Below are 22,698 nucleotides of genomic sequence, written 5' to 3'. Positions count from 1 at the left end.
TACTTAGAAACAAACTCAATAGAGAAATAAGGGGACTTAGAGTGAACAAGTCGGAACTGATTGACGCTATCGCTGTATCGGCTGACATTTCCAAGGCTGCCGCAGGTAAGGCTCTGGACGCTGTGATCGACTCCGTAACCGGTGCCCTGAAAGCAGGCGACGACGTCGTTCTGGTTGGCTTCGGTACCTTCTCGGTCAAAGAGCGCGCCGAGCGCACCGGCCGTAACCCGCAAACCGGCAAGGCGATCAAGATCGCTGCCGCCAAGGTTCCAGGCTTCAAGGCTGGCAAAGGCCTGAAAGACGCCGTCAACTAAGTCGTCTCTTTCAGCCGGACCGGGCTTGGCCAGGTCCGAGCACGCTGACGGCGGGCCGCAAACGTTCCCGCCTGACACGTTTGCTAAGAAAAGGCGCATCCTCGGATGCGCCTTTCTTTTATCAGGATTCTACCCACGCTCCGCGGTTGTCGACGCAGTGGTACAGCCGTTTCTGGGGGACGCATGCTGCAAAATATCAGGGACAATTCACAAGGTTGGATTGCCAAGACCATCATCGGCCTTATCGTCGTCTTGATGGCGTTGACCGGTTTCGAAGCCATTTTCCAGGCCGCCACCCATAGCCAGGACGCCGCCAAGGTGAACGGCCAGACCATCAGCCAGAACGAGCTGAGCCAGGCGGCCGACATGCAGCGCCGTCAGTTGATGCAACAGCTGGGCAAGGATTTCGACCCGGCGCTGCTGGATGACAAATTGCTGCGTGAAGAGGCGCTCAAGGGCCTGATCAGCCGCAAGCTGCTGTTGCAGGGCGCCGAAGATGCCAAGTTCGCCTTCTCCGAGGCCGCGCTGGATCAGGTGATCCTGCAGACGCCGGAATTCCAGGTGGACGGCAAGTTCAGTGCTGACCGTTTCGACCAGGTCATCCGCCAGATGGGCTACGGCCGCATGCAGTTCCGTGACATGCTCGCCGAAGAAATGCTCATCGGCCAGCTGCGCACCGGCCTGGCCGGCAGCAGCTTTGTCACCGACCAGCAGGTCGATGCCTTTGCCCGCCTGGAGAAGCAGACCCGCGACTTCGCCTCCCTGACCTTCAAGGCCGACCCGGCTGCGGTCAAGGTCAGCGACGAAGAGGTCAAGGCGCACTACGACCAGCACGCGAAGGAGTTCATGTCGCCTGACCAGGTGGTGATCGACTACATCGAGCTGAAGAAGTCGGCGTTCTTCGACCAGGTCAAGGTGACTGACGAAGAGCTCAAGGCCCAGTACGAGAAGGAAATCGCCAACCTCGCCGAGCAGCGCCACGCCGCGCACATCCTCATCGAGGTCAACGACAAGGCCACCGACGCACAGGCCAAGGCCCGTGCCGAAGAGATCGAGCAGCGCCTGGCCAAGGGCGAAGACTTTGCCGCGCTGGCCAAGGAGTTCTCTCAGGACCCGGGCTCCGCCAACAACGGTGGTGACCTTGGCTTCGCCGGCCCTGGTGTGTACGACCCGGCGTTCGAAGAGGCACTGTACAAGCTGCAGGATGGCCAGGTATCGGCACCGGTGCGCACCGAGTTCGGCTACCACCTGATCAAGCTGTTGGGCGTGCAGGCACCGGAAGTACCGAGCTTCGCCAGCCTGAAGGACAAGTTGACCCGCGACCTGAAGATTCCGCTGGTCGAGCAGCGTTACGTCGACGCCAGCAAGCAGCTGCAAGATGCTGCCTACGAGGCTTCCGACCTGGCCCAGCCGGCCCAGGACCTGAACCTCAAGGTGCACACCTCCGCAGCCTTCGGCCGCGAGGGTGGCGAAGGCATTACCGCCAACCGTTCGGTGGTGCAGGCAGCGTTCTCCGAAGAAGTGCTGGACGAGGGTGCCAACAGCACCGCCATCGAGCTCGATCCGGAAACCACCGTGGTACTGCGCGTCAAGGAGCACCGCAAGCCGGAGCAACTGCCGCTTGAGGCCGTGGCCAAGAACATCAGCGAGCAGCTGGCTAAAGAGAAGGCGACTGCCGAACTCAAGGCCAAGGCGGACAAGCTGATCGCCGGCCTGCGTGACGGCTCCATCGCAGCGGGCAGCGTGCATGAAGGCCAAGGCTGGAAGGCCTATGAAGCCGTGACCCGTGGCGAGGACGGTATCGACCCGGCCGAACTGCAGGCGCTGTTCCGCCTGGGCAAGCCGCAAGCCAAGGACAAGCCGGTGTATGGCAGCGTAGTGCTGCGTGACGGTAGCCTGGTAGTGCTGCAGCTCAAGGGCGTCAACGAAGGCGCTACTGCCACCGACGAAGAGAAGCAGCAGATCCGCCGCTACCTCGCGTCGCGTGCTGGCCAGCAGGACTTTGCGGCCTTCCGCAAGCAGCTGGAAGCCAATGCGGACATCACCCGTTATTAAGGTGATCGTTGCATGACAAACAGGCCGCCTCGTGCGGCCTGTTTTGTTTTCTGTTGTCTGTGAGGGCCTCATCGCCGGCAAGCCAGCTCCCACAGGTACCCCACAAAGCTTGAAGCCTCTGTGATACCTGTGGGAGCTGGCTTGCCGGCGATGAGGGCCATACAGGTAATGCAAAGCCTACCGTTTCACGCCCTCATAGCTATCCAGCGTATCCCGCGCAATCTCCCGCCCCAACGCAATCAGCTCTGGCGCCTTGTAGAACTCGAAAAACCGGCACACCCGCTTGGGCACGTTGATCAGCACATCCGGTGGATAGCCAGCGATCTTGTACTGTGCCAACGACGTCTGCATGACCTCGAAGCTCTGGTTGATCAAATCCAGCAGCGAAGCAGGCCCCACGTTGTCGATGATGAACGAGCCGGTCGCCGACTTTGGCGCGCCCTCGCGTTCCGGCGTCGCTGCCGGTTGCTGGCCTTCCGGGTCGGCGGCATCTGCCAGCCACGGATTGGGCGGTGCCAGCCCTTCGGCGACGATCTCCTGTTCGATGCGCATCAGCTCTTCTGCTGGCTTGCGGCGGAACGGCAAGCGAGAACCGAGTGAGCTCAACAGGGCGTCAAAACGCATCTTGAACGCCGCCGGGCGCTCGATCACCGGCAACTGATACTGCTTCTGGTTGGTGGCGTTAAGGTTGACCGCGATGATCAGGTCGCAGTGGCTGGATACCACCGGCACGATCGGCAGCGGGTTGAGGATGCCGCCGTCGACCAGCATGCGGTTGCCTTGCATCACCGGCGTAAACAGGCTGGGAATGGCCGCGGAGGCGCGCATGGCCTGGTGCAGGCAGCCCTCCTGGAACCAGATTTCCTGCTGGTTGGTGAGGTCGGTGGCAACTGCTGTGTAAGGGACGCGCAGTTGTTCTATGTTGATTTCGCCGACGATCTTGCGGATCTGCCCGAACACCTTGTCGCCGCGGATGGCACCAAGGCGAAAGCTGACGTCGACCAGGCGCAGCACATCCAGGTAGTCGAGGCTCTCGATCCAGTTGCGGTAGTCCTTCAGCTTGCCAGCGGCGTAGATGCCGCCAATTACTGCGCCCATGGAGCAGCCGGCGATGCAGGCGATGTCGTAGCCGCGACGCTCGATTTCCTCGATCACGCCAATGTGTGCATACCCCCGGGCGCCGCCCGATCCCAGTACCAGTGCCACACGTTTACTCATGAGCTTTCCTCGGGCTGTGCAACCATGGTCCTACAATGCACCCTGGGTGGCCTGTGCTTCAATGTAGATCGCGCTGAGCTACTGTGATAATGCTGGCCACGCAAAGCAGGCTGGACAGGGCACTTTTCTGATGCCCGGGCGTCGAACAGCCACAGTTTTTTCACCATTGAGGTCATACCGATGAAAGCCTGGATCTGCCTTCCACTGATTGCCCTGGCCCTTGCTGGCTGTGCAGGCAAGACGGCCTACCGTGACAGCTGCGCGACTCAGCTGGATGCCGCCTGGAAGGAACTGGACCTGGCCAAGGCCGAAGGCTTTGCCGGTGCAGTGAGTTACTCCAAGGCCTTGTCGCTGCTGACCGGGGCCAAGACCCAGCAGCAGTTCGAAGGTTACGAAAGCTGCACGCGCAAAGCTGAAAAGGCGCGCTTCTACATTCGTGAGTCCCGCGCCGGGCGCTGACCAAGGAGCGTCGTATGTCTGCCATGCTAGACCATGTCGTTGCCCAGATACTGGCCGTGCAGGTTCGTCTGCTGGCTTGCCGTGAACGCTTGGCTGCCGATACCGACAGCGAGGCCTTGCACGACCTGCGCATCGGCCTGCGGCGCTTGCGCAGCCTGCTGAGGCCGCTGCGAGGGCTGCCGGGCGTGGAGCAGCTCGATGATGCCGCCAGCGCACTGGGTACCCTGACCACGCCGCTGCGTGACCGAGAGGTGTTGGCAGCCGAGCTGATGCGGCGCGGTTTTGCTGCGGCCGGCCAGCAGCGCCTGGAAGGGCGTGGCAGGACCTTTGCCAGTGTCGCTGCCAGCTTGCAGCTGACCCGGGTGCTGGCGATTGTCGATGCGTTTCCATTGTTCCTGCGGGCGGCCGGGCGTGAAGGGCTGGTCGAGTCGCTGGAAAAACGCATCGACAAGCGCCTGGTCAAGCAGTGGCGCAAGCTGCACGAAGCCTTGCAGGACCCCGCTCACGACCGCCACCGCCTGCGCTTGCTGATCAAGCGTGCGCGCTATGGCGACGAGGCCTACCCGCAGCTCGATCACGCCGGGAAGAAACTGCAGCGGCTGCTGAAAAAGGCACAGAGCGATCTGGGCAACTGGCATGATCGTCTGCAGTGGTTACTGCAGGCGCGCGAGCATGCCGACCTGAGCCCCTGCAAGGTTGTTTGGGAGCAGGAGCTGCACGAGGCTGAGCGCCAATCGGATGTGACGCTGGATGCCCTGTTGCAGGCGCTGGCGCGTCGCTAGCCCGAACAATGACCGATATGCGGGCTGATCGCTCGGGGTTTGCTGGCTAGGATGGGCAGACCTTTTTCGCTGCAGGCAGGAGCCGGTCAATGAACTTCAACCAACTGCTCGACGCTGTACGGGCCAATCCGGACTCCGTCAGCATCCCGCCCAGCTGGGCCCAGGGGCGCGCTGCTTTTGGCGGGCTGATGGCGGCCATGGTTCATGAAGCCATGCGCCTCAAGCTCACCGATGGCCGCCCTGTGCGTTCCCTGGCCATCAGCTTCGTCGCGCCCGCAGCAGCCGATGTGCCAATCCGTTTCGAGGTGGAAGTGCTGCGTGAAGGCAAGGCGGTCAGCACGTTGCTGGGGCGTGCCATTCAGGATGGCCAGGTGGTAACCCTGGTGCAGGGCAATTTTGGCGCAGGGCGGCCTTCCGTGGTCGATGTGCCGGCGTTGCCGGCCATGGAAATGAAAGCGCTCCAGGATGCAGCCCCCGAACTGCCCTACATCAAGGGCATCACCCCCGAGTTCATGCGGCATGTCGCCTTGCGCTGGGCGGTGGGTGGGTTGCCGTTCAGTGGCAATCAGTCGCGCAAGATGGGGGGCTGGGTGCGCTTGCGGGACGTGGCAGAAGAACAAGTCAATGAAGCGCACCTGCTGGCGCTGGTCGATGCCTGGCCGCCAAGCCTGATGCCGTTCCTCAAGCAGCCTGCCGCGGGCAGCACGTTGACCTGGACCATCGAATTCATCCAGCCTACGGCGATACTGTCGACCCTGGACTGGTGCCGCTATTGCGTGGAAACCGAGCATGCCCGGGATGGTTATGGGCACGCTGCGGCCGCCCTTTGGACGGCGGAGGGCGAGTTGCTGGCCCTGAGCCGGCAGACCGTGACCGTGTTTGCCTAACCCTCAGCCACGACGATCAACTGTAGGAGCGGCCTTGTGTCGCGATCGGGCCGCAAAGCGGCCCCGGCGATCTCTGCCGCGAAGCTGCAATACTGGGGCTGCTGCGCAGCCCGATCGCGACACAAGGCCGCTCCTACAAAGGATTGCGCATGATCGGCAGATCAATGCCGGTGCTTATGCCGCTCCCGCCAAGCCTTCCACCATGCCCCGCTCAACACAAAGCGCGGAAAGGTAATGAACTGCTCGGTCAGCAAGCGTTGCACGGCATCCTGGCGGTTGGCGAACGGCTCAGGCTGCTCGGCTTCCAGGCGGTGGCCCTGGCGCTGTAACCCCAGGCCTGCAATCAGGGCGATCACGCCGACGGCAATTTGCCCCAGGTCCAGGGCGAACAGGCCCGATAGAACCAGCAGCGCGCCAAGAATGAACAGCGGCACGGCAATCAGGTGCAGCACCAGGTTAGCCGGGTGGCGGTGGTTGTGGTGGTAGCCGCGCCATTGCCAGGCGGGCAGGTTGGGCAGGCGTTTACTCATGGGCATTTCCTCTCGGACATGCTCAAAGCTTAGTGCGGCCCCCGGGCAGGGGCCAATCGAGGCTGGCTATGGCGATTATAGCTTGAGCTGGCCAATGGCCTTGTTCAGTTCGCCGGCCAAGGTGGCCAGCTCGTTGCTGGTGGTCGCCGAGCCTACAGTCTGCTGCACGGTTTGCTCAGTAACGTCACGGATGCTCACCACCGCGCGGTTCATTTCCTCGGCCACCTGGCTTTGCTGCTCGGCGGCCACGGCAATCTGGGTGTTGCTTTCGCGCATCTGCGCCACCGCACCGGTGATCTCGGCCAGTGCGGCGCCGGCCTCCTGTGCCTGGCGCACGCAGTCGTCGGCCTTGTACGAGCTTTCCTGCATGAACTCCACGGCATCACGGGTGCCCGACTGCAGCGCCGATACCATCGTGGTGATTTCGTCGGTAGAGGTTTGCACGCGTTTGGCCAGGTTGCGCACCTCGTCGGCCACAACGGCAAAGCCGCGGCCCAGGTCGCCGGCGCGTGCGGCTTCGATGGCAGCGTTGAGCGCCAGCAGGTTGGTCTGCTCGGCGATGCTGTGGATCACGCTGACCACGCTGTTGATCTTCTGGCTGTCTTCGGCCAGTTGGCGGATCATTTCGGCGGTTTGCTGCACGCCACTGGACAGCCCGGAAATCGAATCCTGTACCCGGCTGACCACCTCCTTGCCCCTGCCGGCCAGGGTATCGGCGGCCTGCGACAGGTCACGAGTAGCGCCGGCATGCTGGGCAATGTGGTGCACCGTCGCCGACATTTCGTTGATGGCAGTGGCGGCCTGGTCGGTTTCGCTCTGCTGGCCAAGCATGCCGTGACGCACGTCGCTCATGCTGGCGGCCAGGCGCATGGCGCCCGAGTCCAGTTGCGCCGCAGTGTGGGCAACGGTGCTGACAACGCGGTGGTAGGTGGCCTGCATGGCATTGAAGGCCCCGGCCATCTGGCCAACCTCGTCGCCGCAGGCCAGCGGCACGCGGGCAGCCAGGTCGCCGGTCTTTTCCACGTGCAGCATCACATCCTTCAGGGTATTGAGCTGGCTGAGCAGGAAGCGGATCAGCAACTGCGAAGCGCCCAACATGGCCAGCATCAGGATCAGCACGCACACCGCATAATTGCTGAAGCGCTCGAAGAATACCTGGCGCAGGCTGGGTGCCTGGGCCAGCACGGCCATGTGCTGGTCGCCATTGCGCAAAACCTGCGCGCCGCGCAGCGGGTTGTCGCCAAGCACCCATGCGCTTGGCAGCGCCACCCAACCCTGGGCGTCGCGCAGGGTATCGAGGGCTTCACCGGCAAAGGTCGGCGTTTGCCCGGTCGACCAGCTGATGACGTTGCTCGGGCGCGGCAGTGCTTGCCCGGCGGGCCAGGCGGCCAGCAACTGGGCTTGCGCTGCCGCCTGGGCCTGCGCCGCCTCGGCCCGGGCGCGTTGCTCCAGGTGCACGGCGTAGAGCACCAGCAGCAAGGTCGTGACAAAGGCCACCGCGTTGACGGCCCAGAATTTGTACTTCAGGGAAACATTGCTAAGCCAGGCACCCATGGGCAGGTCTTCTCTGAGTTGAGCGGAAACAATATTGGCAAGGTGCCATCATTGTGCCTGCATCTTCCCAGCAAGATGTTGATGCATGTCAACAACCCGCGCGTGGGGTTTAGGGTAGCTGGAAGAACGCCCGGGCCGTCGCGGTGGTATGGGCTGCCGTATGCTCGGCCGCTTCACCCCGGTGCAAAGCCACTTCACGCAGCACCTCTGGCAAGAATGCGGGTTCGTTACGCCCGTTTTTTGGCTTGGGCCGCAGGCTGCGGGGCAGCAGGTAGGGCGCATCGCTTTCCAGCATCAGTCGCCCTTGGGCAATGTTGCCCACCAGCGGGTGCAGGTGCGTGCCGCGGCGCTCGTCGCAAATCCAGCCGGTAATGCCAATGTGCAGGTCCATGTCCAGGTAGGCGAACAGCGCCTCTCGCTCGCCGGTAAAGCAGTGCACGACTGCGCCGGTCAGGTGGTCGCGGTAATCCTTGAGGATCGCCAGCAAGCGCTCACTGGCATCGCGCTCATGCAGGAACACCGGGAGCTGAAGCTCCGCGGCCAAGGCCAACTGGGCTTCCAGGGCTTTTTCCTGCAGTGGGCGAGGGGAGAAGTCCCGGTTGAAATCCAGGCCGCATTCGCCCACGGCGCGCACCCGTGGTTGATTCAACAACTGGCGCAACTGGCGCTCGCTGCCGGCATCCCAGGCTTTGGCGTCGTGTGGATGAACGCCCGCCGTGGCGAACAGGTGCGCACCGCTAGTATCCAGCTGTTGGCACAGCTCCAGCGCCTGCTCGCTGACTGCCAGGCTGGTGCCTGTCAGCACCATCTGGGTGACCCCGGCTTCAAGGGCGCGCTCGACGATTGCCGCTTGCTGGTCATGGAAACTGCTATTGGTCAGGTTGACGCCGATATCGATCAGTTGCATGGTGCTACCTCGTGCCGCGGGGCGGCCAGCATAGCAAAAACCGCGTTTTTCTGAAAAAACCAACAACTTCATGCTGTTGCCGTGGTCTTTTGCCGTCATTTCTCAATTGGCGCTGCAACCCATGGATGCCGCCCACCGACCACGGACACGTTTCGCATGCTGCGATGCTGGCTCACTTCCCTGTTGACGCTCGGGCTGACCATTGGGCTTACACTGCCCGGTGACGCCCATGCGCGCGCGCCAGGTCCGCAGCAGAATATTCCACCTGCCAAGGTGCGTGACCTGCAACAGATTCGCACCAGCCAGGTGCTGAGGGTGCTGGTCAATCAAAGCCGCAACAGCTCAGGTGAGGTCAAGGGCGAGCCGGTCGGCATCGAATACTATCGCCTGCGCGCCCTGGAGCATTACCTGAATGCCCGTGCCGCCGATGGCCAGGAAATTCAGCTCAAGCTCATCCCGCGGGCCAAGGAGCAGTTGCTGGGCGCCCTGGCCCGTGGCGAGGGCGACCTGGCTGCGCCGGGCGAGCTGCTTGACCCCGGCACGGTGCGCGGCGTCAGCAGCAGTGCGCCGATACTCGACCAGGTACCGCTGATGCTGGTTGGGCGCAAGGGCGAACGAAGCTTCAGCAAGGTCGAACAGCTTTCCGGGCGTACCGTGGCGTTGACCAGCGCCAGTGCGGCCGGGCCGCTGATCCAGCAGGTCAACCAGCAACTGGCACTGCGCAAACGGCCGCCGATCAAGGTGGAGTGGGTCGACTCGACACTGGCGGTGGAGGATGTGCTGGAGATGGTGCAGGCTGGCATCTACCACCTGACGGTAGTCGAGCAGCCCATTGCCCGGCGTTGGGCGCGCGTGATGCCGCGCCTGCGCCTGGATAGCCGGGTGCACCTCGGGGCGCCGCAGGCCATGCGCTGGTATGTGGGGCGTGATGCGCCACAATTGCTGGCTGCGGTCGATCACTTCCTGAAGGGGTACCGCGCACCAGACAACCAGGATGCTGCGTTCGAGCGCATCTACCGCCGCCAGTACCGGGTGCACAACCCGTTGGCCAGCAAGGACCGCCAGCGCCTGGCCTCGGTGCGGGCGGTGCTGCAGAAGCATGGTCAGGCGCAGCAGATCGACTGGCTCAACCTGGCTGCACTGGCGTTCAAGGAGTCGACGCTCAACCCGGCAGCACGCGGCACTGGCGGTGCCCACGGGCTGATGCAGATAACGCCTTCTGCGGCCCAGCGGGTAGGGGTGAGCAACACCGCCACGGTAGATGGCAATGTGCAGGCCAGTGCCCGCTACCTGGCGCTGATTCGGCGCAAGTTCTTCGCCAGTGCCAAGATCAACGAGCGTGAGCGCATGGCTTTTGTGCTGGCGGCCTACAACCTCGGGCCTGAGCGGGTCCAGGCCATGCGTGCCGAAGCCCGGCGCCGGGGCCTCAACGGTAACCAGTGGTTCTTCCAGACCGAGCGCATCGCCATGGAGCAGGTGGGCATGGGGCCGGTCAACTTCGTCAATAGCGTCAACAAGTACTTCCTGGCGTTCAACCGGGAGCGTGCGGCGCTGGAGCGTGTGGCGAAGCGCTGACGAATCGATTTAATCGATTGTTATGTTGGGTTTTTTGCGGTTTTCATATCTGATCAATCGATTATGATGGCGCCCATCCCAACACAACTTCTTCGCTTCAAGGACGCTTCGACATGAACAACACAACCCTCAACGCCCTGTTCTCCACCCGTGGCGGCGCTGGCCTCAGCGTTATCCGCATCCTGGTTGGCATCATTTTCATGGCGCATGGCGCGCAAAAACTGTTCGGACTGTTTGGCGGCTATGGCCTGGAAGGTACCGGCCAGTGGATGGAAAGCATCGGCCTGGCCCCGGGCTACCTGATGGCCCTGCTGTCCGGTAGCGCCGAGTTCTTCGGTGGCCTGGCCTTGGTGATCGGCCTGCTGGCCCGCCCGGCGGCCCTGGCGCTGACGGTGACGCTGGTGGTGGCAATTTTCTCGGTTCACATCGGCAACGGCCTGTTCATGTCCAACAACGGCTATGAGTTTGCCCTGGCCCTGCTGGCTGGCACTGTCGCCGTCATGATCGAAGGCGCTGGGCGCTTCTCGCTGGACCGCTTGATCGCCCGGTAATCAGCTGCAAGCTGTGAGCTACAAGCCGCAAGCAAGAGCGGGTCAGTACTCGGCCTGCTTTTGCTTGCGGCTTGTAGCTTGCAACTTGTAGCTCATCGCTCTAGCATACCGCCTGCGCCGATTTAAACAGCTACTTGCGGGGCGCAGGAAAGCCCCCTCCGGGTCATCCGAAATACCGCTAAAGCGCTGGTTCGGTGACGCCTCCCACCGCTGCCCAGCGGGATTCGCGAGGCGGAGAGAAACACCATCATGAGTTGCCCACGTACCAGTGTCTGTCTAAGCCCTTTGCCTGCCAGCCAGGCGTCCCGCACACCGCGCATCCTGCTCGGCGGCCAGCATCAGCCCACACTTTTGCGTCACCTCGAAGGCCTGTCCCGGCGCAAGGGCCAGGCACGCGCCTTTCTGATCCAGTTCGCCGAAACCGGCTGCCATCTTGCGCAGTACAGCAATGACCGTTTCGACCTGGCCGTGATCCAGGCCCCGGCGCCGGATGAGGCCACCGACGTCATCGGCCATCTCACCCGCATCGCGCGTCAGGGCCTGATTACCCGCCGCTGAGGAGCGCCTGTTGAGCACCAACATCATCACCACGGAAGGCCATGAGGCGCTGAAAAAAGAGCTGGATCACCTGTGGCGGGTGTATCGACCGGAAATCACCCAGAAGGTGGCCTGGGCTGCGTCGCTGGGCGACCGCAGCGAGAATGCCGACTACCAGTACAACAAGAAGCTGCTGCGCGAAATCGACCGCCGGGTGCGTTACCTGCGCAAGCGTCTTGAGGATGTGAAGGTGGTGGCTTATTCGCCACAGCAGGAAGGCAAGGTTTTTTTCGGCGCCTGGGTCGAGATCGAGAATGATGATGGCGAGACCATGAAGTTTCGCATTGTCGGCTATGACGAGATCTACGGGCGTAACGATTACATCTCGATCGACTCGCCCATGGCCCGTGCCTTGCTCAAGAAAGAGGTGGGGGATGAGGTGGTGGTGCAGACGCCGACCGGTGAAGCGACCTGGTATGTGAATAACATCACCTACGGGCAATAAATTGATGTTGTTTTTGCCGGCCCCTTCGCGGGCATGCCCGCTCCCACAGGGATAGCACAGTATTTGAGGGCTGCACCGGACCTGTGGGAGCGGGCGCGCCCGCGAAGAGGCCGGTCCAGGTAATCCTCAACTGTCGCGCAAAACCGCCAACGGGCTGGCATTCAAAGCCCGCCGAGTCCCCAGCACCCCCGCACCGCCCACCAGCAACGCCCCTGCCAGCGGCAACGCCAGCAGCCATGGATGCGGGCTCCACTGCAAGTCAAAGGCATAGCGGTACAACACCAGGGTAATCAGCTCGCACCCCACTGCCGCCAACAGCCCACTGGCCGCGCCCAGCAAACCGAACTCGATACGCCGCGCCCTCACCAGCAGCGGCCGTGCCGCGCCCAGCGCACGCAGCAAGGCCCCTTGGCGAATGCGTTCATCCAGCGTTGCCTGCAAGCCAGCGAACAGCACTGCCAGCCCGGCCGCCAGCACAAACAACAGCACATATTCCACCGCCAGGGTCACCTGGGCGAGGATGCTGCGCAGTTGGTCGAGCAAGGCATCCACTTGCAGGATCGTTACCGCCGGAAATGCCCGCGACAGCGCCACCACATCCAGGTCATGGCCCGGCGCCAGGTAGAAGCTGGTCAGGTAGGTGGTCGGCAGCCCTTGCAGCGTGCCGGGCTGGAAGATCATGTAGAAGTTGGGCTGGAAGCTGTCCCAGTGCACGCTGCGCAGGCTGCTGACGCGGGCCTGGCGTTGCTGGCCGCCGATGTCGAAGGTCAGCAGGTCGCCCATTTGCAGTTTCAGGCTGGCGGCCAGTTCCGCCTCCACCGAAACACCAGGAATTTCACCCTCGGCGGGCATGGCTTGCCACCAGTTGCCGGCAGTCAGTACGTTGCCTTCGGGCAGTTCGGCGGCCCAGGTCAGGCTGAGGTCGCGCTGGACGGCGCGCTCGCCTGCCGACTCCTTGCTGACGATTTGCTGCACCGGTTGCTCGTTGATTTGAACCAGGCGACCGGGTGTCACCGGGTACAGGGGCGCTGAAGCGGCGTTGACCTGATGCAGGCGTTGCGCGAACGGTTCACGGTCATCCGGCAGGATGTTCAGGGCGAAATGGTTGGGCGCATCCTTGGGCAACTGGGCTTGCCAGGTGTCGAGCAATTCGGCGCGTAGCAGGGCGACCAGGGCCATGGCCAGCAGGATCAGGCCGAAGGCCAGGGCCTGCCCTGCGGCGGCCGTGGGGTGGCGCAGCAACTGGCCAAGCCCCAGGCGCCAGGTCAGCGGCGCCCCGGCAAGCAACTGGCGCAGGCTGCGCAAGCCGAGCAGCAGCAGGCCGCCGAGCAGCAACGCGGCGACCAGGCCGCCACCGAGCAAGGCGAAGGTGAGCAACAGGTCAAGGCTCAGGCGCCACATGATCAGGCCCAGGGCGAGCAGGGCGGCGCCGTACACCAGCCAGCTGCTGGGTGGTATCGGTAAAAGGTCGCGGCGCAGCACCCGCAATGGGGGCACTTGGCCCAGTGCCGCGATGGGGGGCAGGGCGAAGCCGGCCAGCGCCACCAGCCCGGTGCCGATACCGGCCAGGGCAGGGACGATACCGCCGGCAGGTACCACGCTGGGCAGCAGGCCATGCAGCAGACGGAACAGGCCCAGTTGGGCCAGCCAGCCGAGCAAGGCGCCGGCCAGCGCGGCTACCACGCCGAGCATGGCCAGTTGCAGGCAATACAGGCCCAATGCCTGGCGACGCGACAGGCCCAGGCAGCGCAGCAGGGCGCTGGCATCCAGGCGGCGTGCGGCGTAGCGGCTGGCTGACAGGGCTACCGCAACGCCGGCCAGCAGTACCGCCACCAGGCTGGCCATGTTCAAGTAGCGTTCGGCCTTGCCCAGTGCACCGCCGATCTGTTGGTTGCCATCGCGGGTGTCGCGCAGGCGCTGGTTGGCGGCCAGGTCCTTTTCCACCGCCTGGCGGTACTGGGCCAGTGCCGCGGCATCGCCACGCCACAGGTCGCGGTAGCTGACCCGGCTGCCCGGCTGGATCACGCCGGTGGCTTGCAGGTCGGCCAGGTTCATCAGCACCCGCGGGGTAAGGCTGTAGAAGTTGTTGGCACGGTCCGGTTCGTAGGTCAGCACGCGGCTCATGCGCAGGGTTTTCATGCCCACGTCGATGCTGTCGCCAATCGCCAGCCCCAGCGCGGCCAGCAGGCGGGGCTCGACCCATGCCTCGCCAGGTGCCGGGCCGCCGCCTGGGGTTTCCTCTGCATAGGGCGCCACTGCGCTGCGTACCTGCCCGCGTAACGGGTAGGCGCCATCGGCAGCCTTTACACTGGACAGCTGGATGCCGTTGTCGCCGCCCACCACGCTGGTGAACTCGACTACCTGTGCGTGGCGCAGGCCAAGGGCCGTGCCGCTATCGATCTGCTGCTGGCGGGCTGGAGCGCTGCCTTGCAGTACCAGGTCGGCGCCCAGGAATTCGCTGGCGCGCAGTTGCATGGCACCGTTGAGGCGGGCACCGAAATAGCCGATGGCGGTGCTGGCGGCCACCGCCACCAGCAGGGCAAAGAACAGCACGCGAACTTCGCTGGCGCGAATGTCACGCAGCAACTGGCGCAGGGCCAGGCCGCACAGGCGGGACAGTGGCATGTGAGTCATCAGGCCTCCACCGCGGCCACCAGGCGGCCCGCATCCAGGCGGATCTGGCGACGGCAGCGCCGGGCCAGGCGTTCGTCATGGGTGACCAGTACCAGGGTGGTGCCGCGCTCCTTGTTCAGCTCGAACAGCAAGTCACTGATACGCTCGCCGGTGTGGCTGTCGAGGTTGCCGGTAGGTTCGTCGGCAAACAGCACGGCAGGCTGTGCGGCGAAGGCGCGGGCGATGGCCACCCGCTGTTGCTCGCCGCCCGACAGTTGCCGTGGGGTGTGGCTCAGGCGTTTACCCAGGCCGACCCGTTCCAGCAGGGTGCGCGCGTGTTCGCGTGCATCGCGGCGGCCGTCCAGCTCCAGCGGCAGCATGACGTTTTCCAGCGCGTTGAGGCTGTCGAGCAGCTGGAACGACTGGAACACGAAACCCACATGCTCGGCGCGCACCCGGGCCCGCTGGTCTTCATCCAGTGGCCCCAGGTCGTGGCCGGCGAGTATGACCTTGCCGGCGCTGGGCTGGTCGAGGCCGGCGAGCAGGCCGAGCAGGGTCGACTTGCCCGAGCCCGAAGCGCCGACGATGGCCAGGCTGTCGCCCTGGGCCAGGTCGAGGGAGAGAGCGTGAAGGATGGCCAGGTCACCTTCCGCGCTGGGGACCACTTTGCTAAGGTTCTGCGCAACGAGAATGCTGGGGCCCATGGAGAATCCGATGCGAGTGTGGTGGTTGAGTGCCGGTCTGGCCCTGTATTGCCTGGCCCAGAGCGCGGCGGCGGGAACACTGCTGGTTGTCGGCGATAGTATCAGCGCCGGTTTTGGCCTGGATAGCCGCCAGGGTTGGGTCTCTTTGTTGCAGACCCGGCTCAAGGACGAAGGTTTCGACGACAAGGTGGTCAACGCCTCGATCAGTGGCGACACCAGTGCAGGTGGCCAGGCGCGGCTGCCGGCGCTGCTTGCAGCCCACAAGCCGAGCCTGGTGGTGCTGGAGCTGGGCGGTAACGATGGGCTGCGTGGGCAGCCTCCCGCGCAATTGCAACAAAATCTTGCCTCGATGATCGAGCGTGCGCGCCAGGCCGGTGCCAAGGTGGTGCTGCTGGGCATGCGCCTGCCGCCGAACTATGGCGTGCGCTATACCACCGCGTTTGCCAAGGTGTATGAACAATTGGCTGCGGACATGCAGGTGCCATTGGTGCCGTTTTTCCTCGAAGGGGTTGGGGGTGTGCCTGAATTGATGCAGGCCGATGGTATCCACCCGGCCCAGGGTGCCCAGCAGCGCCTGCTGGAAAATGCATGGCCAGCGATAAAACCCTTGCTGTGACGCTTTAAACGGGGCCGGCTTTCGGCTAATGTTGCGCCCCCCGTTTCGAGTGCCCCCGATGCCGCGCCCCGCCTGGTCCCTGTATGCCTACCAATTGATCGAGCCCGATGAACAGCTCGACTTGTTCGCTTGCCAGGAAATCCGCGTCCACCTGGTGGCCCGACAGCTTGAACTGGGCGTGCCGGTGGACCGTACCTTGTGCGGCGGCCTGCTGCCTGCGCAGCCGCGCTGGTCGGCCGTGCCGCGCGCCATCTACCGTGACAACCGCCTGTGCGACCTGTGCCGTGCCATCCTCGATGCCCAGCGGCGGGGCATGCGCCCGGTCTGGCCAGAACTGCAGGCCAGCTGAACGACAAGCACCTTTCATCATCTGAAACGCTTGTATGGCGCCAACGCCTCCCGCTTGCACCGACGCGGGTGTACAATCGATCCTCTTGACCCACCTTTCGAAGGATTTACCGGATGTTGCCGCGCTTTCCTGCCGTCACCCGTAGCCTGTCCCTGGCCGCCCTGCTGGTAGCGGGCCCCGCTGCTGCGCTGGAACTGCCACTGCCACCGCCCGGTGAAGACATCGTCGGCCAGGTGCATACGATCAAGGCAAAGTACGAGGACACCTTCGCCGACATCGGCACCGCCAACGACCTCGGCTACCTGGAAATGATTGCCGCCAACCCGGGTGTCGACCCCTGGCTGCCGGGCGCAGGCACCGAGATAGTCCTTCCAACCCGTTACATTCTGCCGCCGGGCCCGCGCGAAGGCATCGTCATCAACCTGGCCGAGTACCGCCTGTACTACTTCCCGAAAGGGCAGAGCGTAGTGCACACCTTCCCGTTGGGGATTGGCCGTGAGGGTTGGGGGTCGCCGATCGCCAACACCAAGATCACCGCCAAGACGCCGAACCCGACCTGGACGCCACCCGCTTCCATCCGCAAGGAGCACGCAGCGGACGGCGACATCCTGCCGGCCGTGGTGCCGGCCGGCCCGGACAACCCGCTGGGGCCGTTCAAGTTCACCCTGGGCGTGCCGGGCTACCTGATCCATGGGTCGAACAAGAAGTTCGGCATCGGCATGCGTACCAGTCATGGTTGTTTCCGCATGCTCAACAACAACGTGCTGGAACTGTCGAAGATGGTGCCGGTGGGTACCCCGGTACGCATCATCAACGAGCCATACAAGTTCGGTATCAGTGGCGGCAAGGTGTATCTGGAAGCGCACACGCCGCTGGATGATCAAGGGAATCCGTCGGTGGTGGACAAGCACACTGCCGTTATCAATGCCTTGCTCAAGCGTGAAGACCTGGCCAACAACCTGCGCATGAACTGGGACATGGTGCGTGACGTGGTGGCTGCAGAAGATGGTATGCCGGTTGAGATTGCCGTGCCGGTGGAAAACCAGGGCGGTGCGCCGATGGTGACGAGCATTCCACCCGAACTGCAGTAAGGTATTTGCGACACACCCAGGCCCGCCTTAGTGCGGGCCTTTTCGTTATTGCCGGGCGCGTCTGCCTTGTTTGCAGGCAATAAAAAAGCCGACCCACAAGTGGGTCGGCTTCTCAACAATCCGTGAGGATTATTACTTGCGGCTGGCTTTGTCCAGCATACGCAGGGCGCGCTCGTTGGCTTCGTCAGCGGTCTGCTGAGCCTTCTGAGCGGCTGCCAGTGCGTCGTCAGCCTTACGGTAGGCTTCGTCAGCACGAGCTTGAGCGCGAGCTGCTGCGTCTTCAGTCGCAGTCAGACGAGCTTCGGTTTCTTTGGATACGCTGCTGCAACCGGTAGCCAGAACTGCGGCCAGAGCCAGAGCAGAGAATTTCAGAACGTTGTTCATCGTGTTCCCCTTCAAGGACTTTCTATTAAATAGCCATCTCTCAGGAAAGAGAAACTGGCCGGCGTACATAGTACCCATTACTTGTAGTAAGTAAACTGACTGAGCGCAAGAACTGCAAAAAAAATGTTGCTTGACGCCTTGCCGACAAGATTTGCGACGCGTGTGTGAAAAAAATGTGCAGGGAGCGCAAGCGATTGTAGTACAGGAACTTTTTGTTGAACTAACAGTGACTTTAACTGTCCCTCGTCGTCTTAAGCCCTACAACATCCGGCCGCTGTTGAACCTGCAGGGAAGAGTCGTTTTCTGTGGGTTTTCGCCTTTTTTAGCCGCCACCACCTTGAGCAATCCCGTTTGCGGCGCCTACTATCTTGTGAGTGCCAGTGGATCCGAACGATTGCAATCGTCCAGCGGTCGAAGGGGCAACAGGTGGCATGGAGGAATCTGTGCCGGATAAACCACCATCGGTTAAGGTATGGGTCTGCCGAGAAGACCTGCGAGGAGTAGTGATGAGCGAAGCGCTGACCATCCACCATGACCAGGCCGGTCATCAGTTCGAGACCAACGTGGACGGTCATCGTGCCTATCTGACGTACATGGATCTGGGCAAGCAGACGCTGGACATCTATCGCACCTTCGTGCCCAACGCCTTGCGGGGCCGCGGCATTGCTGCTGCATTGACCGAGCGGGCGCTGGAGTACGCTGAACAGATGGGCTATACGGTGATTCCGTCCTGCTCGTATGTGGAGCGCTACATGGAGCGCCAGCAGCGGCATTCGAGCAAGGCCTGAATCGGTAAATAAAAAGCGGGGCCGCTGCGCGCCCCATCGCCGGCAAGCCAGCTCCCACATGTACAGCGAAACGCTTGAATGTGGGAGCTGGCTTGCCGGCGATGGGGCGCGTAGCGGCCCCGTTTTTTGTGATATCAGTTAACTGCGCTTACGCTGCGGCAGCACATCCTTCAGCTTGGCGTGCATGCTGCGCAGGGTCTTCTCGGTCGCCGACCAGTCGATGCAGGCATCGGTTACCGACACGCCGTACTGCAGCTCTTCCAGGTTCTTCGGAATCGACTGGCAGCCCCAGTTCAGGTGGCTTTCCACCATCAGGCCGATAATCGACTGGTTGCCTTCGAGGATCTGGTTGGCAACGTTCTCCATCACCAGCGGTTGCAGGGCCGGGTCCTTGTTGGAGTTGGCGTGGCTGCAATCGACCATGATGTTGGCCTTGATCCTGGCCTTGGCCAGGTCCTGCTCGCACAGGGCGACGCTGACCGAGTCGTAGTTAGGCTTGCCATTGCCGCCGCGCAGAACCACGTGGCCGTAAGGGTTGCCCTTGGTGGTGACGATCGACACGCCGCCTTCCTGGTTGATGCCGAGGAAGCGGTGCGGCTTGGACACCGACTGCAGGGCATTGATGGCAACGGTCAGGCCGCCATCGGTGCCGTTCTTGAAACCGACTGCCGAGGACAGGCCCGAGGCCATCTCGCGGTGGGTTTGCGACTCGGTGGTGCGGGCACCAATGGCCGACCAGCTGATCAGGTCCTGCAGGTACTGTGGCGAAATCGGGTCGAGCGCTTCGGTGGCGGTCGGCAGGCCCATTTCGGCCAGGTCCAGCAGCAACTGACGGCCGATGTGCAGGCCATCCTGGATCTTGAACGAGTCATCCAGGTACGGGTCGTTGATCAGGCCTTTCCAGCCGACGGTGGTGCGTGGCTTTTCGAAGTACACCCGCATGACCAGGTACAGCGTATCGGACACCTCTTCGGCCAGCACCTTCAGGCGCTCGGCGTATTCGTGGGCGGCCTTGATGTCGTGGATGGAGCAAGGGCCGACCACGACGAACAGGCGATGGTCCTTGCCGTCGAGAATATTGCGCACCACTTCACGGCCGGCAGTCACGGTCTGCAGGGCCTTGGCGCTGAGGGGGATTTCCTTCTTGAGTTGATCAGGGGTGATCAGGGTCTCGTTGGAGGCAACGTTCAAGTCATCGATCGGTAAATCAGCCATCGTGTTACTCGTCAGGTCACGGGTGCCGGCCGCCAACTATCCCCGTGCGGCCCAGCAGCAAGAATAATCGCAGCGGGGAGCCGAACCTTAGCGCGTTACGGGTGGCGCGACAATGGGCGACACTTCCGTCAGCCTGCTGTTTTCCCTACGTTTGCAGTGCTTTTAGGTCCGTGGGCTACCTGGCGGCGTGCAACCTGTGTAAAAAAGAGGGCTGACATTGACTGGAGATTGGCATGCACACGCCTACACGACGCATCGGCATCATCGGCAGCGGCGCCATTGGTGGCTTTTATGGGTTGATGCTGGCGCGGGCCGGTTTCGATGTGCATTTTCTGCTGCGCAGCGAATACGAGTTTGTGCGTGAGCAGGGGCTGGCGGTTGAGAGTGCGGTGCATGGCGCACTGCAGATGAAGGTGCAGGCCTATGCCGATGCGGGCGACATGCCGCCTTGTGACTGGTTGCTGGTCGGCGCCAAGGCCACCAGTAACGACCAGTTGGCCCCGCTGATCGTGCAGGCTGCTGCGCCTGGCGCCAAGGTGGTACTGCTGCAGAACGGCCTGGGCGTGGAGGCGCAACTGCGCCCGGCCTTGCGCAGCGACATGCACCTGCTCGGTGGCCTTTGCTTCATCTGCGTCAACCGCCATGCGCCAGGTGTGATCCGCCACCAGGCACTGGGCGCGGTCAACCTGGGTTACCACAGTGGTCCGGCCAGTGATGGCGGCGCCGAGGTGGTCCGTGAAGGCGCGGGGCTGTTCGAGGCCGCAGGGATAGATTCGCAGGCCATGCCGAACCTGGAGTTGGCGCGTTGGCAGAAACTGGTGTGGAACGTGCCCTATAACGGCCTGTCGGTATTGCTGGCGGCCAGCACCACGCCGCTGATGGCGGACAGTCACAGCCGGGCCCTGATCCAGGCGTTGATGGCAGAGGTGGTGCAAGGTGCTGCAGCGTGTGGCCACGTGTTGCCCGAGGGCTATGCCGAGCATCTGTTCCAGGTGACCGAGCGCATGCCTGACTACTGGCCAAGCATGTATCACGACTATGCCCTGATGCGCCCGTTGGAGCTGCAGGCTATCTATGCCGAGCCGCTGGCGCGTGCGCGTGAGGCAGGCTTGCATTTGCCGCGTATGGAAATGCTCTACCAGGCGCTGAGTTTCCTCGACAGCAGCGATCGGCTCCGCTGAGGGCAGCGCCTGTTGGCCCTCCAGCCCACGCCAGCAGCGCGCCGGACGGCAAAGCGTGCCTGCGGCGCGCTGCTAAGCTGAAGCTTGCTCTGCCGCTGCGGCAGTCGAGGAGGTCGAATGATCCGCTCCATGCTGTACGCCACCGACCTCGGTGTCTACGCACCCTTTGTGATGCAACACGCACTGGCCCTGGCGCGTACTTTCAGTGCCGAGTTGTATGTGATCCACGCGGTGGAGCCAATGGGGCAATTCGCCGAATCCCTCCTGCAAAGCTACCTTGATGAGCAGACGCTCGACCAGTTGCACAGCCAGGGTGTCAACACGGTCATGGCCAACATCGAGCAGCGCGTGCTGGAAAATTTTCGTGATGAGCTGGGCGAGGAGGCCGACCTGGCGGTGATCAAGGCGGTGCGGGTACGCCAGGGCGACCCCGCACAGGTGATCCTGGAACAGGCGCAGCGACTGAGCGTCGACCTGTTGATTTTCGGTAGCCACAGCGCCGGAGCGGGCGTGGATGTGCCCCTGGGGCGCACGGCGGTACGGTTGCTGCAACTGTCGCCGGTGCCGGTGTACATGGTGCCTTTGGCGCAGCATTTGGGGCGTAGGAAAACATGAACATTGGCGTAGGCCATTTCCGGGGGCATGTAACAAAATAGTTCTAGATTTATTTCCAGAACCACTAATATAGTTATATATCGTCGCTGCCTGCTGCCGCGGACTCATCGCTGAACCGAGGGGAATCTATGAAGCTTCAACAACTGCGCTACATCTGGGAAGTGGCGCACCATGACCTCAACGTCTCCGCGACGGCGCAGAGCCTGTATACCTCTCAGCCGGGTATCAGCAAGCAGATCCGCCTGCTCGAAGATGAGCTGGGTGTTGAAGTTTTTGCCCGCAGTGGCAAGCACCTGACCCGTGTCACACCGGCCGGTGAGCGCATCATCAATACCGCCGGCGAAATCCTGCGCAAGGTCGAAAGCATCAAGCAGATTGCCCAGGAATTCTCCAACGAGAAGAAGGGCACGTTGTCCATCGCCACCACCCATACCCAGGCACGCTATGCCTTGCCGCCGGTGATCAGCAGCTTCATCAAGCAGTACCCGGAGGTGTCCCTGCACATGCACCAGGGTTCGCCCATGCAGATCGCCGAGATGGCAGCAGACGGTACGGTAGACTTCGCCATCGCCACCGAGGCGCTGGAGCTGTTCGGCGACCTGATCATGATGCCGTGCTACAAGTGGAACCGGTGCGTGGTGGTGCCGCAAGGTCACCCGCTGGCCAAGCTGCCGAAGCTGACCCTGGAAGCGGTTGCCGAATACCCGATCGTTACCTACGTGTTCGGTTTCACCGGGCGCTCGAAGCTGGACGAAGCCTTCAACCACCGCGGCCTCACGCCAAAAGTGGTGTTCACCGCGGCAGATGCCGACGTCATCAAGACTTATGTGCGCCTGGGGCTGGGTGTGGGGATCGTTGCGGGTATGGCTGTGGATGCCAAGCTCGACAGTGACCTGGTGGCCCTGGACGCCAGTGAGCTGTTCGAGGCCAGCATCACCAAGATCGGCTTCCGCCGTGGCACGTTCCTGCGTGGCTTCATGTGCGACTTCATCGAGAAGTTCGCCCCGCACCTGACCCGTGAAGTGATGGCCAAGGCCATTCAGTGCCATAACAAGCAGGAGCTGGAAGAGCTGTTCGAAGGTGTCGAACTGCCGGTGCACTGATCCGAGAATGCCGGGGCCGCTTTGCGGCCCAATCGCGACACAAGGCCGCTCCTACAGGGATATGCGATCTCCTGTAGATACCGTCTTGACCCTCACCCCGCAAGAGGGATTTTGGGGTCAAACGGTATCCCCGACTTCACCACCCCGTAAACCAGGTGCAGCAGC

The 22,698-nt window shown here is 62.8% G+C and carries 24 protein-coding genes; 16 read left to right on the top strand and 8 right to left on the bottom strand.

The features are described from left to right. The first annotated feature begins 41 nt into the window (after nt 1-41). Together hupB and ACIQUI_RS25435 are read left to right on the top strand one after the other, a co-directional pair. Nucleotides 42-314 carry a nucleoid-associated protein HU-beta gene (gene hupB, locus ACIQUI_RS25440; RefSeq protein ID WP_054883552.1) on the top strand — a complete coding sequence of 91 codons (273 nt, stop codon included), beginning with the start codon at nt 42-44 and terminating at the stop codon, nt 312-314. Nucleotides 315-497: 183 nt separating this feature from the next. Then, entirely contained in the window at nt 498-2,369 is a 1,872-nt protein-coding gene (locus ACIQUI_RS25435) for a SurA N-terminal domain-containing protein (protein WP_403203400.1), read from the top strand. A gap of 177 nt (nt 2,370-2,546) precedes the next feature. Here ACIQUI_RS25435 and ACIQUI_RS25430 read toward each other — a convergent pair whose 3' ends face one another. After that, complete coding sequence (locus ACIQUI_RS25430; protein ID WP_403203399.1) at nt 2,547-3,587, bottom strand: patatin-like phospholipase family protein; 1,041 nt, start codon at nt 3,585-3,587, stop codon at nt 2,547-2,549. Nucleotides 3,588-3,767: 180 nt separating this feature from the next. On the opposite strand from ACIQUI_RS25430, the gene ACIQUI_RS25425 reads away from it, so the two are divergent. The 3 genes from ACIQUI_RS25425 (at nt 3,768) to ACIQUI_RS25415 (ending at nt 5,715) form a co-directional block, all read left to right on the top strand. Further along, complete coding sequence (locus ACIQUI_RS25425; protein WP_003250254.1) at nt 3,768-4,046, top strand: lipoprotein; 279 nt, start codon at nt 3,768-3,770, stop codon at nt 4,044-4,046. A 14-nt stretch (nt 4,047-4,060) separates the two neighbouring features. After that, a complete protein-coding gene (locus tag ACIQUI_RS25420; RefSeq protein WP_403203398.1) occupies nt 4,061-4,828 on the top strand; it encodes a CHAD domain-containing protein in 768 nt (255 codons plus the stop codon). 89 nt (nt 4,829-4,917) lie between these two features. After that, nucleotides 4,918-5,715, top strand: coding sequence for an acyl-CoA thioesterase (locus tag ACIQUI_RS25415; RefSeq protein ID WP_403203397.1), 798 nt, complete (start codon nt 4,918-4,920; stop codon nt 5,713-5,715). A 161-nt stretch (nt 5,716-5,876) separates the two neighbouring features. Here ACIQUI_RS25415 and ACIQUI_RS25410 read toward each other — a convergent pair whose 3' ends face one another. The 3 genes from ACIQUI_RS25410 to ACIQUI_RS25400 all read right to left on the bottom strand — a co-directional run bounded on the left by ACIQUI_RS25410 (nt 5,877) and on the right by ACIQUI_RS25400 (nt 8,706). After that, nucleotides 5,877-6,245: an Mpo1-like protein gene (locus tag ACIQUI_RS25410; RefSeq protein WP_060498376.1), complete on the bottom strand. Its 369-nt coding sequence runs from the start codon at nt 6,243-6,245 to the stop codon at nt 5,877-5,879. A 75-nt stretch (nt 6,246-6,320) separates the two neighbouring features. Continuing rightward, nucleotides 6,321-7,799 carry a methyl-accepting chemotaxis protein gene (locus ACIQUI_RS25405; RefSeq protein ID WP_403203396.1) on the bottom strand — a complete coding sequence of 493 codons (1,479 nt, stop codon included), beginning with the start codon at nt 7,797-7,799 and terminating at the stop codon, nt 6,321-6,323. Nucleotides 7,800-7,908: 109 nt separating this feature from the next. Continuing rightward, nucleotides 7,909-8,706, bottom strand: a complete 798-nt coding sequence (locus tag ACIQUI_RS25400; RefSeq protein WP_403203395.1) for a TatD family hydrolase — start codon at nt 8,704-8,706, stop codon at nt 7,909-7,911. Between the two features lie 156 nt (nt 8,707-8,862). Between ACIQUI_RS25400 and ACIQUI_RS25395 the strand changes: the two genes are divergently transcribed. From ACIQUI_RS25395 to greB, 4 genes are all read left to right on the top strand, one after another. Continuing rightward, on the top strand, nt 8,863-10,281 hold the full coding sequence (locus ACIQUI_RS25395; protein ID WP_403203394.1) for a transglycosylase SLT domain-containing protein: 1,419 nt from the start codon (nt 8,863-8,865) through the stop codon (nt 10,279-10,281). Nucleotides 10,282-10,394: 113 nt separating this feature from the next. After that, nucleotides 10,395-10,832 carry a DoxX family protein gene (locus ACIQUI_RS25390; protein ID WP_403203393.1) on the top strand — a complete coding sequence of 146 codons (438 nt, stop codon included), beginning with the start codon at nt 10,395-10,397 and terminating at the stop codon, nt 10,830-10,832. A 249-nt stretch (nt 10,833-11,081) separates the two neighbouring features. Next, nucleotides 11,082-11,390: a hypothetical protein gene (locus tag ACIQUI_RS25385; RefSeq protein ID WP_403203392.1), complete on the top strand. Its 309-nt coding sequence runs from the start codon at nt 11,082-11,084 to the stop codon at nt 11,388-11,390. Nucleotides 11,391-11,400: 10 nt separating this feature from the next. Continuing rightward, nucleotides 11,401-11,874 carry a transcription elongation factor GreB gene (gene greB, locus ACIQUI_RS25380; protein ID WP_403203391.1) on the top strand — a complete coding sequence of 158 codons (474 nt, stop codon included), beginning with the start codon at nt 11,401-11,403 and terminating at the stop codon, nt 11,872-11,874. A gap of 126 nt (nt 11,875-12,000) precedes the next feature. Here the strand turns inward: greB and ACIQUI_RS25375 are convergent, their stop codons facing one another. Next, a complete protein-coding gene (locus ACIQUI_RS25375) occupies nt 12,001-14,508 on the bottom strand; it encodes an ABC transporter permease (RefSeq protein WP_403203390.1) in 2,508 nt (835 codons plus the stop codon). Further along, nucleotides 14,508-15,191, bottom strand: coding sequence for an ABC transporter ATP-binding protein (locus tag ACIQUI_RS25370; protein WP_403203389.1), 684 nt, complete (start codon nt 15,189-15,191; stop codon nt 14,508-14,510). The genes ACIQUI_RS25375 and ACIQUI_RS25370 overlap by 1 nt, the downstream gene beginning before the upstream one ends. Before the next feature lie 10 nt (nt 15,192-15,201). Here ACIQUI_RS25370 and ACIQUI_RS25365 point away from each other — a divergent pair, with 10 nt between their 5' ends. The 3 genes from ACIQUI_RS25365 to ACIQUI_RS25355 all read left to right on the top strand — a co-directional run bounded on the left by ACIQUI_RS25365 (nt 15,202) and on the right by ACIQUI_RS25355 (nt 17,247). After that, nucleotides 15,202-15,807 (top strand): arylesterase, encoded by a 606-nt coding sequence (locus ACIQUI_RS25365; RefSeq protein ID WP_403203388.1) that lies wholly within the window; start codon nt 15,202-15,204, stop codon nt 15,805-15,807. A 58-nt stretch (nt 15,808-15,865) separates the two neighbouring features. Beyond that, nucleotides 15,866-16,156, top strand: coding sequence for a hypothetical protein (locus ACIQUI_RS25360; RefSeq protein ID WP_183673451.1), 291 nt, complete (start codon nt 15,866-15,868; stop codon nt 16,154-16,156). Between the two features lie 113 nt (nt 16,157-16,269). Beyond that, nucleotides 16,270-17,247, top strand: coding sequence for a L,D-transpeptidase family protein (locus ACIQUI_RS25355; protein ID WP_403203387.1), 978 nt, complete (start codon nt 16,270-16,272; stop codon nt 17,245-17,247). Between the two features lie 132 nt (nt 17,248-17,379). Here the strand turns inward: ACIQUI_RS25355 and oprI are convergent, their stop codons facing one another. Continuing rightward, nucleotides 17,380-17,631 (bottom strand): outer membrane lipoprotei OprI, encoded by a 252-nt coding sequence (gene oprI, locus ACIQUI_RS25350; protein ID WP_003259780.1) that lies wholly within the window; start codon nt 17,629-17,631, stop codon nt 17,380-17,382. A 506-nt stretch (nt 17,632-18,137) separates the two neighbouring features. Between oprI and ACIQUI_RS25345 the strand changes: the two genes are divergently transcribed. Continuing rightward, nucleotides 18,138-18,419, top strand: a complete 282-nt coding sequence (locus ACIQUI_RS25345; RefSeq protein WP_003250290.1) for a GNAT family N-acetyltransferase — start codon at nt 18,138-18,140, stop codon at nt 18,417-18,419. Nucleotides 18,420-18,557: 138 nt separating this feature from the next. Here the strand turns inward: ACIQUI_RS25345 and ACIQUI_RS25340 are convergent, their stop codons facing one another. After that, on the bottom strand, nt 18,558-19,634 hold the full coding sequence (locus ACIQUI_RS25340; protein ID WP_403203386.1) for a 3-deoxy-7-phosphoheptulonate synthase: 1,077 nt from the start codon (nt 19,632-19,634) through the stop codon (nt 18,558-18,560). 233 nt (nt 19,635-19,867) lie between these two features. Here ACIQUI_RS25340 and ACIQUI_RS25335 point away from each other — a divergent pair, with 233 nt between their 5' ends. The 3 genes from ACIQUI_RS25335 to cysB all read left to right on the top strand — a co-directional run bounded on the left by ACIQUI_RS25335 (nt 19,868) and on the right by cysB (nt 22,533). Next, nucleotides 19,868-20,815, top strand: a complete 948-nt coding sequence (locus tag ACIQUI_RS25335) for a putative 2-dehydropantoate 2-reductase (RefSeq protein ID WP_403203385.1) — start codon at nt 19,868-19,870, stop codon at nt 20,813-20,815. A 117-nt stretch (nt 20,816-20,932) separates the two neighbouring features. After that, on the top strand, nt 20,933-21,430 hold the full coding sequence (locus ACIQUI_RS25330; RefSeq protein ID WP_391132982.1) for a universal stress protein: 498 nt from the start codon (nt 20,933-20,935) through the stop codon (nt 21,428-21,430). 128 nt (nt 21,431-21,558) lie between these two features. After that, entirely contained in the window at nt 21,559-22,533 is a 975-nt protein-coding gene (cysB, locus tag ACIQUI_RS25325) for an HTH-type transcriptional regulator CysB (protein ID WP_010953293.1), read from the top strand. The last annotated feature ends 165 nt before the right edge of the window (nt 22,534-22,698 follow it).

It is taken from the genome of Pseudomonas sp. NPDC090592 (assembly GCF_044769185.1).
GTDB lineage: Bacteria > Pseudomonadota > Gammaproteobacteria > Pseudomonadales > Pseudomonadaceae > Aquipseudomonas.
The sequence above is the reverse complement of the archived record's forward strand: the minus strand, read 5'-3'. Positions and strand labels throughout refer to the sequence as shown.